Genomic DNA, 13929 nt, shown 5'->3' on the forward strand with positions numbered 1-13929 from the left:
TGCACGCCGAGGCCCTTGAAGCTCTTGCCATCCATCCTCGAGGGGAAGAAGACCCATGCCGTCAGCCCGCTCACGACTGCTCACCTCTTGGTCACGTGCTCTCAGACGGCGCCCTGCTACGAAGGTCAGGCACGATGTGCAAGGGCTCAGAGCGATCGCCGTCGTGGTGGTCGTTCTCGACCACCTCGTGCACTGGCCGAGCGGCGGGTTCGTCGGAGTCGACGTGTTCTTCGTCATCTCCGGGTTCCTCATCACGGGACTCCTCATCCGCGAGTACGAACGGTCGGGGACGATCTCGTTCACGAACTTCTACCGTCGCCGGATCCGGCGGATCATCCCCGCCTCCTTCATCGTCCTCGTGGCCACATCTCTCGCAGCGTTCATCCTCCTCAACCGGAGCAGGGCATGGACGACGACGTGGGACGCGGTGTGGGCTGCCGCCTTCTCTGCCAACTGGCGTTTCGCCTCCACCGGAACCGACTACTTCGCGTCGGCTTCCCCGCCGTCGCCGTTGCAGCACTTCTGGTCGCTGTCCGTCGAGGAGCAGTTCTACTTCGTGTGGCCGTGGCTCATGCTCGTCGTCCTCTTCTACGCGGTCGGACGGGCCGGGAGAAGCGCCAGCGGACGACGCACGCGCCTCACGGCCGGCGCACTCATGGCAGTGCTGACCACCTGCTCGTTCGTGTGGTCGGTCGTCGAATCGTCAGCCGACCCCACGGTTGCCTACTTCTCGACGTTCAGCCGCACGTGGGAGCTGGGGATCGGCGCCCTCGTCGCGATCGTCGCGCCTGTCTTCGATCGGATCCCTGCCGTCGTCCGCCCGATTCTCGCTTGGAGCGGTCTAGCGGGCATCGCTGCGTCGGTGTTCCTCATCAGTCCCTCGCTCACGTTCCCGGGACCGTGGGCGCTCGCTCCCGTCCTCGCGACGGCAGTCGTGATCGCAGCCGGCACGGGAGTGGCCCAGCAGCGCTTCGTCTGGCCGCTCACGAACCGGGCTGTCACCTACGTCGGGGACATCAGCTATTCGCTCTACCTCTGGCACTTCCCGGTGATCGTCCTGTCGACGGTCCTGATACCGGCGGGAACCGTCGACTACTACGTCTGGTGCGCGGTGGTGATCGCAGCGATCTCGATCGCGTCTTATCACCTGATCGAGGTACCTCTTCACCACTCTCCCCTGCTGGACCGGTTCCGGAGCGGACAGGATCGCGCGGCTGCCTACGCGACCTGGCGGAGGACGCACGCCACTCGGTACAAGTACGGGAGCGTCGGGCTGCTCGCCGCGATCGTCGCGCCCGTCGTGCTCGGCGCCTTCGCTCCGCAACCGACTGACACCTCGCCGACCAGGGAAGTCGCGGCGCCGGTCTCGACAACCGGGCCGGCGCCGACGTTCCCGCCCGCCGTCGCGGCCCTTCAAGCCGACATCGTCACCGCGGCGGCCGCGACGGAGTGGCCTCAGAACCTCTCTCCTTCTTTCGACGAGATCATCGCCGAGAATCCGACCGAGCCTGAGATCTCGCGCTGCGCCGGTGAGCGCTTCCCCGATCTCGACTCCTGCACTTTCGGAGCGGACGAGGCACCGCGCTCGATCGTCCTCATCGGCGACTCCATCGCCGTCGCCTACGCACCGGCCTTCCGCCGATTCGCTGAGGAATCGGGCGGGCAGTGGAAGGTGACGCTGCTGGGCGCCTACGGCTGCACCTTCATCGACGTCTCCGTCGCGAACGCCGATCAAGGACTCGTCGATGCCTGCGCGGGGCGGAAGCGCGACGACATCCGGGTCATCAACGAGATGAAGCCGACGCTGGTCGTGGTCTCCAACACGTATGTGCCGCGGAGAGCCGCGGACGGCGGCGTCATCGCCCTCGAGGACTGGGGACCGGCGATGCGTCGACTCACCGACCAGTTCCAGGCCTCCACGCAACATCTCGTGCTCCTCTCGCCGCCTCCTGATGAGATCGACATCGCGCAGTGCTACTCGCCGGTGAAGAGCATCGGAGACTGCGCCTCCCGCATCGGGTCGGACTGGACGGCGATGAAGGAGGTCGAGACCTCGTTCGCGAGTGAGATCGGGGGAACCTGGATCGATTCGTCACTGTGGAACTGCACCCCCGAAGGCGTCTGCCCGGCGTTCGCCGGTTCCACACCGACGAAGTTCGACCGGGTCCACATCACTCCGGCGTTCGCAGTCCAGCAGGCGCCCGCGCTCCGCGAGGCCTTCGTCGAAAGCGGACTCGTCGAGTAGGCATCCGCCGCACTCGCTCTCGACGACTAGAGGGCGGCCGAGCGTGAAGCGCATCGGCGAACGGCTGCACCCCGTCGCTCAGTTCATCAGGCCAGGCAGAAGAGGGGCGGACCGGCCGACCCGAACAGCTCCCATGCTGAATATCCGGCGAATCCTCCTCTTCTCTGACACCCGTACGGGTGCGCTCGTGTCGTGAATCAGCGTATGATCGGCGCACGCGCCACCCCGAGTGCAGACCCGAAACCTCACTCGTCCCCCGATGGAACCCCGGTGCGTGAATCCCTGGAACGATCATGCTCATCGAACTCCCGCCCCGACTGACGGGCGCCCGTCTCCTCCACCTCAACCACAAGAAGTGCGAAGCGTGCGGCAGCAATCGTGCCCGCCGTCACTCCCCCTTCTGCTCGCAGGAGTGCGCAAGCACGTTCGTCTACTACGACTGAGCGGCCGCGCTCCTCGCGGAGCCACCCCGAAGATCCCTCGAACGGCTCTCAGGAACGCTCGTTCCTGAGAGCCGCGTCGTAGGGTGAGGCCCGTGAAGATCCTTGTCGTGGAAGACGATCCGGCCATGGGCGAAGCTCTCGTGGGGGGCCTCGGCGATGCCGGCTACGAAGCCGTGCTCACCACCAACGGAGTGGACGCGCTGGTCGCGTTCAGCAACGCGGAGTTCTCGGCGGCGATCGTGGACGTGATGCTGCCGGCCATGTCGGGCTTCGAGATCTGCCGCCGCATCCGCGAGCTCGGCCGGTCGACTCCGATCATGCTGCTCACCGCGCGGGACGCGATCGAGGACCGCGTCTTCGGACTCGACGCCGGAGCGGACGACTACCTCACCAAGCCGTTCGCCTTCACCGAGCTGAATGCTCGACTGCGCGCTCTACTGCGACGCAGCCCCTCGCTCATGTCGACCTCGATCGAGGTCGGACGGATCACGGTCGACGGCTCCAGCATCCGCCGCACTGCCGACGCCAGCCGCATCCACGTCAGCCCCAAGGAGCTCGAGCTCCTGAAGCTCCTCATCACACCCGTCGGATCCGTCGTCACGCGGCAGCGCATCCTCTCGGAGATCTGGGGCGGCGGCGAGATCGTCGACAACAACATCGTCGACCAGTACGTCAGCTACCTCCGCAAGAAGCTCCCCACCGACGACACCGGAGTGACCATCGTGACGGTGCGCGGCAAGGGCTACTTCCTCCGCCCGGTCGACTAGCCGTGGCAGCCCCGGCGCAGCCCGAGAGCAGACGGCCCACCGCCCTCTCCATCCGCGCGCGGATCACCATCGGGAGCGTCGCGGTCGCGTCGGTCCTGTTCGCACTCGCGGCGCTCCTCTTCTACCAGGTCGTCTCCGGGATCGTGGAGCGCAGCGAGCGGACGATCCTCACCTCCATCGAGGACGAGATCCGACGCGACATCTCGGCCGGCAACGTGCCCCGCGCCCCGGCGACCTCGACCGGGCAGCTCTACCTCGCTCTAGCCCCCGACGGCTCTGTCGGCGCCACGACCATGCCGACCGCCCTCACCGACGCGGTGCTCGAGGACCTGCGGGAGACCGGAGCAGACACCACCGCTCGCTACGAGCAGCTCACCACCGGGAGCACGAGCTATCTGGCACGCGTCGCCGCGATCGACGACGAGGGAGCGACGTGGTCGGTCGTGACCGCACGGGATCAGGCCGCCTCGCAGCTGGTCCTCGACGACTTCGCGCACGTGCTCGTCTACGCCGCGATCTTCCTCGTGGTCACGTTCGGGCTGGCGTCGTGGATCCTGACGGGCACCGCGCTCGCTCCGGTCCGCCGGATGCGGGCCCGGGCCGATCAGATCGCCGCCGATCCCGGGCAGGGCGATCAGCTGCCGGTCGTGGGCACCCGCGACGAGATCGACGAGCTCGCCGAGACGCTCAACGCGTTCCTGCAGAAGCAGAGCGCCTCGCTCGCGCGGGAGAAGCAGATGGTGTCGGATGCGAGCCACGAGCTGCGCACTCCCCTGGCCGCGCTCTCGGCGCAGCTCGAGATCGCGCACCACCGGGTCGACGACGCCGCGGCCGTCGACCGCGTGATCCTGGACGCGCGCAAGAGCGTCGACCGCCTGGTGCGCCTCGCCTCCGCACTGCTGGACATCTCACGGATCGAGAGCCGGTCGGCGCGCCCCACGTCGCCGTTCGCCGAGCTCGTCGACGAGCTGGTCTCGGCCGTCGACCGCACCCGGCTCCTCGCGGCGGAGTCCGGGGTAGAGATCGACTACGAGATCGACGAGCGCGAACCCGCTCGCCTCTACGGAGTCGCGGCGCAGGATTTCGGGAGAGTGATCGACAACCTGGTCCGCAACGCGATCCAGGCGCTGGAGCGCGGAGGGACGGTGGTCGCCACGGTCGCCCAGAAGGACGGACGGCTGCTGCTCTCGGTCGCGGACGACGGACCGGGCATGCCCGACGAGTTCATCCCGGTCGCCTTCGACCGCTTCTCGCGCCCGGACGACTCACGGACTCTGGCGTCGGGCGGGAGCGGGCTCGGACTCGCACTGGTGCACACGACGGTGCTGTCGGCCGGCGGGACGGTCGGGATCGCGAATCGGGAGCCGCACGGGCTCGTGGTCGAGATCGTGCTGCCGCCGGTGGGGTCGGCGGCAGGGTAGGCGGGGCCTCCCGATCGGTGTCGGAGCGGCTCGGGCCTACGGGTCTCGATACGCCCCTGCGGGGCTACTCGACCAGCAGGCTGGGGCGGAGGGCCCGTTCCGCGCAGGGCACGGACTCCATCTCCAGCGGAGGGTCGCGGAAGCGGACGGCGCGTTGAGCGCAGAGGACGGACAGCACGTTCGGCGCAGAGGGCGCAGACCACGTTCAGCGCAGGGGGCGAGGGCTCTCGCGGCCCGTGTCGCGTGTGCCGACGACGAACGCCCCCGGCCGGAGCCGGGGGCGTTCGGGGTTCATCAGCGCTGGTCGTCCTCGGGGCGCACGGGCACCGGGTCGCCCACGTTCGCGGGCGGCGGGGCCCAGCTCGTCTGCGGAGCCTCCTCGGTCGCGGACTGCCCGTCGAGGAGGTTCCGCCCGCGGTTCACGACCTCGGGGTCGGCCAGGACGGAGTAGCTCGTAGCGATGACCTGCATCGTCGAGGTGAAGTCCCGTCGACGGCGGTTCACCGCGTACGACGCCAGTCCGAAGAGCATTCCGAAGCCGGCACCGAGGAGCACGGCCGCGAACAGGAACGAGATCTGCGTGGTCGGCGAGAAGATGATGAGCAGCAGCCCGAGGAAGATCCCGAACCACGCGCCCGAGGCGGCACCCGCCAGAGCGACCCTGCCCCAGGTGAGCTTGCCGGTGACGCGCTCCACGCTCTTCAGCTCGTTCCCGATGATGGCGAGCTGCTTCACCGGGAAGTCGGCGCGAGCGAGGACGTCGACGGCGGCCTGCGCCTCCTGGTATGTGTCGAAGGTCGCGAGGATCTCGCCGCGCGGGATGGTCGGGAAGACCGCCTTGCGGCCGTTGAACGGCGTCTGCTGAGTCACCCGCTCAGAATCGCATGACGGTCTTGGAGGATTCTGGATGCGGTCGGGGAGCGGGCCGAGGGGCAGCAGGGAACGCTCGGCTCCCGTCCGGGCGGGCGGCACTAGGTTTGTAGCCGTGAGTTCCGCCAGAGTCTTCGTCGCGCGCTTGGTCGGATGCACCGTCTTCGACCCCGCCGGCGATCGCGTCGGCAAGGTCCGCGACGTGCTCCTGGTCTACCGCCAGAACGATCCGCCCCGCGTCGTCGGGCTCGTCGTCGAGATCCCCGGACGCCGCCGCGTGTTCGTCTCGATCGGCCGGGTGACGAGCATCGGCAGCGGCCAGATCATCACCACCGGGCTCATCAATGTGCGGCGCTTCGAGCAGCGCGGCGGCGAGGTCCGCGTGATCGCCGAGCTGCTGGGCCGTCGGATGACCTTCGTCGACGGCTCCGGCGACGCCGTGGTCGAGGACGTCGCCATCGAGGAGGTCGGCCCCGGCGAGTGGCAGCTCGCCCAGCTGTTCGTCCGCCGGCCGAAGACCTCCCCCTCCCCCTTCGCGAAGGGGGCCACCACGTTCGCCGGTTGGCGCGAGGTCCGCGAGACGGGCTCCGGAGAGGCGCAGTCGGCCGAGCAGTACGTCGCGAGCCTCGCTGAGCTGAAGCCGGCCGACCTGGCCAGCACCCTCCTCGACCTGCCCACTCAGCGGATGCTGGAGGTCGCGGGCGAGCTCTCGGACGACCGCCTCGCGGACGTCCTCGAGGAGATGCCCGAGAGCGAGCAGGTCGAGATCCTCGGCCAGCTCGACGACGACCGTGCCGCCGACGTGCTCGATCAGATGCAGCCCGACGACGCGGCCGACCTCATCGCACAGCTCTCCGACGAGCGCGGCGAGGCGCTGCTGGGCCTGATGGAGCCCGAGGAGGCGGACGACGTCCGCATGCTGCTGACCTACGCGCCGGAGTCGGCCGGTGGTCTGATGACGACCGAGCCGATCATCGTGTCGGCCGAGGCCACCGTCGCAGAGGGGCTCGCCCTGATCCGTCGGCACGAGCTGGCCCCGGCGCTCGGTGCGGCCGTGTGCGTCACGCTGCCGCCGTACGAACCCCCGACCGGCCGGTTCCTCGGCATGGTCCACTTCCAGCGGATGCTCCGCTACCCGCCGCACGAGCGGCTCGGCACGCTGCTGGACCAGAGCTTCGATCCGATCACGCCGGACACGTCGGCCGCCGAGGTCGCCCGCATCCTCGCGAGCTACAACCTCGTCTCGGTGCCGGTGGTCGACGAGACTCACCGCCTCGTCGGTGTCGTCACCATCGACGACGTCCTCGACTACCTCCTCCCGGACGACTGGCGCAGCCACGACGGCGACGACGAACCGCGCACACCGGTGAGCACGACCACGCGGGGCATCCCGCTGGTGCCGCCGCCCGCGAAGGCGGCGAGCGGCGGACGACGACGAGGACGGAGGGGTGCGCGTGGCTAAGGATGCGAAGCAGGATCGGCGGCTCGACGCCCCGAAAGGACTGCGCACCCGCGTGCTGCCGTTGCGCAACCGCCAGAGCAGCGATCGATTCGGGCGACTGACCGAGTCGTTCGCCCGCGGCATGGGAACGCCCTGGTTCCTGTTCGGGATGACGATCTTCTGCGTCTTCTGGCTCGTCTTCAACACCTACGGCCCGGAGGACGCCCGTTTCGACTCGCAGGCGCTCGGCTTCACCGTGCTGACGCTCATCCTGTCGCTGCAGGCGTCGTACGCGGCGCCCCTCCTGCTCCTGGCGCAGAACCGCCAGGACGACCGCGACCGCGTGCAGATCGAGCAGGACCGCCAGCGCGCCGAGCGCAACCTGGCCGACACCGAGTACCTCGCCCGCGAGGTCGTCGCCCTGCGTCTGGCGATCCGCGACATGGCCAGCAAGGACTTCATCCGCTCCGAGCTGCGGAGCCTGGTCGAGGAGCTCGAGAAGGACCGGGCGGAGCGAGACAGCGGCACCGAGGAACTCGCCGCGCCGCTCGACGGAGCGGCGCGGCGCGACGCGGCCCGTGCCGACCGGACCCGCGCGGACACGTTCCGCTTCGAGGAGAACGGGGCGGAGCCGCTCGGGACCGAGCGCGGCGATGCCTGAGCCGATGCCCCTCGAGTCGGCGGTCCTCGCTTCTCTCGCCCGGGTCGTCGATCCCGAGATCCGTAAGCCCATCACGGAACTCGACATGGTCGAGTCGGTGGTCGCCGCCGCGGATGGGACGGTCGACGTCGCGATCCGCCTCACCATCGTCGGCTGCCCCGCCGCCTCCGCGATCGAGCGCGACGTGACCGAGGCCGTGGCCGGCACGCCCGGTGTCACCGCCGCCCGCGTCTCGGTCGGCGTCATGACTCCCGCCCAGCGCACCGCGCTGACGGAGCGGCTGCGCGGTGCGAAGCGCACCATGCCGTTCGGTCCGGACTCGCTCACCCGCGTCTACGCGGTGACGAGCGGCAAGGGCGGGGTCGGCAAGTCGACGGTCACCGCGAACCTCGCGGTCGCCCTCGCGCAACAGGGGCTCTCGGTCGGCCTGGTCGACGCCGATGTGCACGGCTTCTCGATCCCGGGTCTCCTCGGGCTCATGCACGAGGGGCGCGTCGCCGGGCCCACCCGGGTGGGCGAGCTGATGCTCCCGCCCGTCGCGCACGGCGTGAAGGTCATCTCGATCGGCATGTTCCTCGAGGGCGACACCCGCGGGGCGGCCGTGTCGTGGCGCGGGCCGATGCTGCACCGCACGATCTCGCAGTTCCTCACGGACGTCTACTTCGGCGATCTCGACGTCCTGCTGCTCGATCTGCCCCCCGGCACGGGAGACGTGGCCATCTCGATCGGGCAGCTGCTGCCGCACGCCGAGGTCCTGATCGTGACGACTCCGCAGCCCGCGGCAGCGGATGTCGCCGAGCGGAGCGGCGCACTGGCGCGTCAGTCGGGCCAGCGGATCATCGGCGTGGTCGAGAACATGGCGGGTCTCCCCCAGCCCGACGGGACCGTGCTCGACCTCTTCGGGACCGGGGGCGGCGACGAGGTCGCACGACGCCTCAGCGCATCCGGGGACGAGGTGCGGGTGCTCGCCTCGCTGCCCATCAGCGTTGCTCTGCGCTCCGGTGGTGACGAGGGCGTCCCCGTCGTCGTCGGATCACCGGACGACCCGGCGGCACGGGCGATCACCGCGCTCGCCCGCACCCTCGCGGCGCGACCGCGAGGTCTGACCGGTCGACGGCTCCCGATGAGCGTGAACTGACCGACCCGGCGTCTACTGCGTGGCGCCGACGAGCGGCGGCGGCCGAGCCGCAGAGCCGGGCCGACGGTGTCAGGTGGCTTCGGAGTCGATCGGAGGCGGGGCGACAGCCGAGAGGCGGCCCTCGCCGGCCGAGCGCTTCATCGTCGTGTAATAGCTGTCCGCCGTCGACGTGGACCGGCCGCCTGTCGTGACGGGCGCCGCGACGGCGGTCGGCGGCTTGACGGTGGGAACGGGATCGTCCTCGAGGAGTGCGTCGCGGATGATCCGACGCGGGTCGTACTGGCGCGGATCGAGCTTCCGCCAATCGACCTCGTTGAACTCCTCGCCCATCTCGTCCTTGACCCGTTCGCGCGCCTGAGTGGCGAATCCGCGCACCTTGCGCACGAGCTGACCCAGCTGTGCGGCGTAGTGCGGGAGGCGGTCGGGGCCCAGCACGAAGACGGCGATCACTCCGATGATGAGGAGCTTGTCGAACGTCAAACCGAACACGAGACAAGAGTAACCCGCCGCGCCTGCGGCACCGACCCCGCGCGCCACCGTAGCCTTGCCTCGCGCGGACGCGATCCGTCCGCCGCATCGACCAGAGGAGCCCGACCGTGTCCGACAAGGATGCCAACTGGAAGTACGCCGAGGACGCGGTCGTCGAGCCCGAGGCCATCGCCTCCGCCCGCCGCCTCTCGGTCGAGCTGGGCATCGACGCGGTCGCGCCGTCCATCGGAGCGCAGTCCTCGCTCATCGCGGCCGCCGCCCGCGCCTCGCAGATCATCGAGATCGGAACCGGCACCGGAGTGAGCGGTCTGTGGCTCCTCGACGGTGCTCCGGAGGCGATGCTGACCTCGATCGACTCGGAGGCGGTGCACCAGCAGCACGCCCGCGCCCAGTTCCACGAGGCCGGCGTCTCGCCGAACCGCCTCCGCCTCATCCCGGGGCGGGCCCTCGAGGTGCTGCCGCGGATGAACGAGAACTCCTACGACATCGTCTTCGTCGACGGCGATCCCCTGCAGGTGATCGAGAACGTCGAGCACGCGCTGCGGCTGGTCCGTCCGGGCGGAACCGTCCTCATCCCCCACGCGCTCTGGCGCGGCCGGGTGTCGAACCCCGCTCAGCGCGACGAGATCGCCTCGGCGTTCCGGACCCTCGTCGCCGAGATCAGCGCATCGCCGGCAGTGGTGAGCATCCTCTCCCCCATCGGAGACGGACTGCTGCAGGCGAACAAGCGCCGGGCCTGAGCGCCGGACGAGCCGGTACCGGCTCCTGAACGAGGGAACGCCCGCCGCACGGAGTGCGACGGGCGTTCTCGACGGTGCCGGTGGATCCCCGTCAGGCGGGGGTCACCACCGATGCGAGAGCATCGTGCAGCTCTTTCGCCTCTGCATCGTTGACCGAGACGACGAGTCGTCCGCCTCCTTCGAGCGGAACGCGCACGACGATGAGTCGACCCTCCTTAACAGCCTCCATCGGTCCGTCTCCGGTCCTGGGCTTCATGGCCGCCATAGAGTTCCCCTTTCGTGACGTATCCCCCTATTATCGTGCATCCGCGGTCTCCGAGAAATCGCGCTCTCCGGCGTGCCCGCGCAGGGTCGATCACGGGGGCGTCCAGTCGTAGCCGTCGACGGCCCAGCAGGCCGAGATCCAGAGGATCTGCCCGCCGATCCCGAGCAGCACCAGGACGACCCGGAAGAGCGGCGAGCGGGGCACGGCCAGTGCGCCCACGAGCGGGAACAGCGGGCCGAGCAGCCGGAAGGTGCTCGACTGGGGGAAGAAGAACGCGAAGAGGTAGACGGCGTATCCGGCGATCCAGGCACGGCTGAACAGGTCGAGCCTCCGCGTCCACGGCGCTGCCATGATCCCCGCGAAGGCGACGACCAGCAGAACCACGAGCACGATCCCGACCGCGGGCGACTCGAACCACCACTGCCCCCACCAGGCGCCGCCCTGGAACCAGGAGGTGAACGGGAGCAGCTCCTGGTAGCCGATGTAGGAGGAGCGCCAGGCCAGCTCGGTGTCGGTGTACGCGGTCATCGAGCCAGTAACTATCCATGCCGCGGCGGGCCAGAGGAAGCCGACCACGAGCCCCCACACGGTCAGCGCCACCGTGGGCAGCCACTCCGCGCGCTCGAAGGGCTCGCGGGAGCGCCGGAGGACGCGGACGAGGACGTAGAGCCCCATCGCCGCGGCGAAGGCGAGACCGCTGGGCCGGGTGAGGCCGAGCAGCAGGACGACCGGGAACACGAGCGCGAAGCGGCGGCGGACGAGCAGGAGGAGCACGATCGCGGTCAGCATCATGGCCGCCGACTCGGCGTACGCCAGCTGCAGCAGGGGCGAGGTCGGCGCCACGCAGAAGAGGAGCACGGCGATGAGCGACTGGCTCTCGCTCAGCGAGTGGCGCAGGAGGCGGTACAGGACCAGGCATGCGACCGCTCCGCAGATCACCGAGACGGTGACCGCGGCACTCCCCCAGCCCAAGCCGGTGACCAGCATGAGCAGTCGCACCACGGCCGGGTAGAGCGGCATGAACGCCCAGGCGTTCTCTCCGATCTCGCCCTCCGCGGTCACGGGGAGCTCGGAGGGGTAGCCGGCCGTCGCGATGATCTCGTACCAGCGGCCGTCCCAGAGGCTGGCGAAGGCGGAGTAGGAGGGCGACGGGCCGGTCCAGGCGTTCGCGGCCTGGTTCGCGGCGAACTGCAGGAGGATCGTCGTTGTCACGACTCGGGTCAGCACGAAGACGCCCAGCACCCGCGCCCACCAGGGCACGAGTCGGAGGCGGGCCCGGCGGCGGGTGCTCAGCACCGGGGCGACGGCGCTCACGCGGGGGTGCTCAACCAGCGGCGGAGGCCCTCGGCGCACGCCGTGATCTCGTGCGCGGCGACGCGCTCGTCGTCGGCGTGCGCCTTCAGCGGATCGCCCGGTCCGTAGTTCACCGCGGGGACGCCGAGCGCCGAGAAGCGCGCGACGTCCGTCCAGCCGTACTTCGGCTTGGCCTCGGCGTCGACCGCGGCGAGGAAGGCCTGCGCGAGCGGAGCGTCGAGGCCGGGACGCGCCCCCTCCGCGAGGTCGACGACCTCGACCTCGAAGCCGTCGAAGAGCTCGCGGAGGTGCTGGACGGCCTCCGCCCCGGTGCGGCTCGGGGCGAACCGGTAGTTGACGTGCACCGTGCAGAGGTCGGGGATCACGTTGCCGGCGACGCCTCCGGAGATCCGGACCGCGTTGACGCCCTCGCGGTAGAGAAGGCCGTCGACCTCGACGACGCGCGGTTCGTAGGCGGCGAGGCGCTCGAGGATCGGCGCGGCGGCGTGGATCGCGTTCTCGCCGACCCAGCTGCGCGCCGAGTGCGCCCGCCGCCCTCGCGTGACGACGTCGACGCGGAGCGTGCCGTTGCAGCCTCCCTCGACCTCGCTGCTCGTGGGCTCGCCGAGGACGGCGAAGTCGGCGGTGAAGAGATCCGGGCGGTTCCGGGAGAGGCGGCCGAGCCCGTTGAGGTCGGACGCGACCTCCTCGTTGTCGTACCACATCCAGGTGATGTCGACAGCGGGCTCGGTCAGCTCGGCCGCGAGCACGAGCTGGACCGCGACTCCGGCCTTCATGTCGACGGTTCCGCGGCCGACGAGGTGGTCGACTCCGTCGATCGTCTCGTCGACGACGGGCAGGTTGTCGTTGATCGGGACGGTGTCGAGGTGGCCCGCGATGACGACCCGCTGAACACGGCCGAGCAGGGTCCGGGCGACGACGGTATCGCCGTCGCGCACGACCTCGAGGTGCGGGAAGCCGGACAGGGCGGACTCGATGGCGTCGGCCAGTGCCGACTCCGACCCGGAGACCGACGGGATGTCGCACAGCACCCGGGTCAGCGCGATCGGATCGGAGCGCAGATCCAGGGGCGCGACGGGCGGAGCGGCGGGGGTCGGAGCGGCCATGGCACCCAGGGTAGCGGCCGGATGCCGCGCGCTACCCTGGGTGCCATGACCCCCGAGCACGCCTCAGACTCCTCCGCGCCCGCCTCCGCCTGGGGCTACGGGCTCGCCACCATCGCCTCGGACGGCACCGTCCTCGACACCTGGTTCCCGGAGCCGCGCCTGGGCACGATCCCCGCCGGACGGGACCCGTGGATCGTCCCCGCGGAGTTCGAGGCGCTCGCGGGCGAGGACGCGCGGCGCGAGGTCCGGATCGACGTGGTCACGCTGCAGATCGACCTGCAGGCGCCCCCGGCCTCGACGTCGGACGCCTACCTCCGCCTGCACCTGCTGTCGCACCTGCTGGTGCAGCCCAACACGATCAACCTCGACGGGATCTTCGCCCACCTGGCGAACGTCGTCTGGACGAACGCGGGCCCGGTCTCTCCGGACGCGTTCACCCGGCTCCGTCCCTCGCTCCGCCGCCACGGGATCCAGGCGGCCGGCATCGACAAGTTCCCGCGGCTGACCGACTACGTCACCCCGGCGAAGGTCCGGATCGCCGACACGTCGCGCGTGCGCCTGGGTGCGCACCTCGCTCCGGGGACGACGGTCATGCACGAGGGCTTCGTGAACTTCAACGCGGGAACACTCGGCAGCTCGATGGTCGAGGGGCGCATCTCGCAGGGCGTCGTCGTCGGCGACGGCTCGGACATCGGCGGCGGCGCCTCGATCATGGGCACGCTCTCGGGCGGAGGGACGCAGCGCGTGTCGATCGGGGCGCGCGCACTGCTCGGTGCGAACTCGGGAATCGGGATCTCGATCGGCGACGACTCGGTCGTCGAGGCGGGGCTCTACGTCACCGCGGGGACGAAGGTCGTCGTCGTGGGCGGGGCGCCGCGCGCCGACGGCCGCCCGCAGACGGTGAAGGCCGTCGAGCTGTCGGGGGTGCCGAATCTGCTGTTCCGCCGCAACTCGCTGACGGGAGCGGTGGAGGTGCTCGCCCGCACCGGTGCGGGGATCGAGCTGAACACGGCGCTGCACGCCTGAGAG

General features: G+C 70.1%; 13 protein-coding genes. 8 read left to right on the plus strand and 5 right to left on the minus strand.

Annotation, left to right across the window (positions count from 1 at the left end):
- Window positions 1-136: 136 nt before the first annotated feature.
- From LRG51_RS04575 to LRG51_RS04585, 3 genes are all read left to right on the plus strand, one after another.
- Window positions 137-2245 (plus strand): acyltransferase family protein, encoded by a 2109-nt coding sequence (locus LRG51_RS04575; protein ID WP_162238025.1) that lies wholly within the window; start codon window positions 137-139, stop codon window positions 2243-2245.
- Between the two features lie 550 nt (window positions 2246-2795).
- A complete protein-coding gene (locus LRG51_RS04580; protein WP_268966590.1) occupies window positions 2796-3455 on the plus strand; it encodes a response regulator transcription factor in 660 nt (219 codons plus the stop codon).
- Between the two features lie 2 nt (window positions 3456-3457).
- Window positions 3458-4876, plus strand: a complete 1419-nt coding sequence (locus LRG51_RS04585) for a sensor histidine kinase (protein WP_230671397.1) — start codon at window positions 3458-3460, stop codon at window positions 4874-4876.
- Window positions 4877-5170: 294 nt separating this feature from the next.
- Here LRG51_RS04585 and LRG51_RS04590 read toward each other — a convergent pair whose 3' ends face one another.
- Window positions 5171-5746, minus strand: coding sequence for a general stress protein (locus tag LRG51_RS04590; protein ID WP_094742662.1), 576 nt, complete (start codon window positions 5744-5746; stop codon window positions 5171-5173).
- Window positions 5747-5861: 115 nt separating this feature from the next.
- Here LRG51_RS04590 and LRG51_RS04595 point away from each other — a divergent pair, with 115 nt between their 5' ends.
- Genes LRG51_RS04595 through LRG51_RS04605 form a run of 3 tightly spaced genes read left to right on the plus strand, consistent with a single transcriptional unit; the run spans window position 5862 to window position 8986 of the window.
- Window positions 5862-7208, plus strand: coding sequence for a magnesium transporter MgtE N-terminal domain-containing protein (locus LRG51_RS04595; protein ID WP_055788538.1), 1347 nt, complete (start codon window positions 5862-5864; stop codon window positions 7206-7208).
- Window positions 7201-7848, plus strand: coding sequence for a DUF1003 domain-containing protein (locus LRG51_RS04600; RefSeq protein ID WP_230671399.1), 648 nt, complete (start codon window positions 7201-7203; stop codon window positions 7846-7848). The genes LRG51_RS04595 and LRG51_RS04600 overlap by 8 nt, the downstream gene beginning before the upstream one ends.
- On the plus strand, window positions 7841-8986 hold the full coding sequence (locus tag LRG51_RS04605; protein WP_230671401.1) for an Mrp/NBP35 family ATP-binding protein: 1146 nt from the start codon (window positions 7841-7843) through the stop codon (window positions 8984-8986). The genes LRG51_RS04600 and LRG51_RS04605 overlap by 8 nt, the downstream gene beginning before the upstream one ends.
- 69 nt (window positions 8987-9055) lie before the next feature.
- On the opposite strand, the gene LRG51_RS04610 is transcribed toward LRG51_RS04605, so the two are convergent.
- Entirely contained in the window at window positions 9056-9475 is a 420-nt protein-coding gene (locus LRG51_RS04610) for a twin-arginine translocase TatA/TatE family subunit (RefSeq protein ID WP_082481053.1), read from the minus strand.
- Between the two features lie 107 nt (window positions 9476-9582).
- Here LRG51_RS04610 and LRG51_RS04615 point away from each other — a divergent pair, with 107 nt between their 5' ends.
- Window positions 9583-10215: an O-methyltransferase gene (locus LRG51_RS04615; protein ID WP_055788530.1), complete on the plus strand. Its 633-nt coding sequence runs from the start codon at window positions 9583-9585 to the stop codon at window positions 10213-10215.
- 91 nt (window positions 10216-10306) lie between these two features.
- Here LRG51_RS04615 and LRG51_RS04620 read toward each other — a convergent pair whose 3' ends face one another.
- The 3 genes from LRG51_RS04620 to dapE form a co-directional block, all read right to left on the minus strand.
- Entirely contained in the window at window positions 10307-10480 is a 174-nt protein-coding gene (locus tag LRG51_RS04620) for a DUF3117 domain-containing protein (RefSeq protein WP_077221916.1), read from the minus strand.
- Window positions 10481-10570: 90 nt separating this feature from the next.
- Complete coding sequence (locus tag LRG51_RS04625; RefSeq protein ID WP_230671403.1) at window positions 10571-11794, minus strand: hypothetical protein; 1224 nt, start codon at window positions 11792-11794, stop codon at window positions 10571-10573.
- Window positions 11791-12900: a succinyl-diaminopimelate desuccinylase gene (dapE, locus tag LRG51_RS04630; RefSeq protein WP_230671405.1), complete on the minus strand. Its 1110-nt coding sequence runs from the start codon at window positions 12898-12900 to the stop codon at window positions 11791-11793. Before dapE ends, LRG51_RS04625 begins: the two co-directional genes overlap by 4 nt.
- 45 nt (window positions 12901-12945) lie before the next feature.
- Between dapE and dapD the strand changes: the two genes are divergently transcribed.
- On the plus strand, window positions 12946-13926 hold the full coding sequence (gene dapD / locus LRG51_RS04635; protein WP_230671407.1) for a 2,3,4,5-tetrahydropyridine-2,6-dicarboxylate N-succinyltransferase: 981 nt from the start codon (window positions 12946-12948) through the stop codon (window positions 13924-13926).
- Window positions 13927-13929: the final 3 nt, after the last annotated feature.

The sequence above is a fragment of the Rathayibacter sp. Leaf248 genome, assembly GCF_920939495.1.
Lineage (GTDB): Bacteria > Actinomycetota > Actinomycetes > Actinomycetales > Microbacteriaceae > Rathayibacter > Rathayibacter caricis.

Bases quoted from the DNA above. Each gene is read 5' to 3' on its own strand.
- dapE (WP_230671405.1), bottom strand. From the start codon at position 12,900: ATGGCCGCTCCGACCCCCGCCGCTCCGCCCGTCGCGCCCCTGGATCTG.
- LRG51_RS04620 (WP_077221916.1), bottom strand. From the start codon at position 10,480: ATGGCGGCCATGAAGCCCAGGACCGGAGACGGACCGATGGAGGCTGTT.
- dapD (WP_230671407.1), top strand. From the start codon at position 12,946: ATGACCCCCGAGCACGCCTCAGACTCCTCCGCGCCCGCCTCCGCCTGG.
- LRG51_RS04605 (WP_230671401.1), top strand. From the start codon at position 7,841: ATGCCTGAGCCGATGCCCCTCGAGTCGGCGGTCCTCGCTTCTCTCGCC.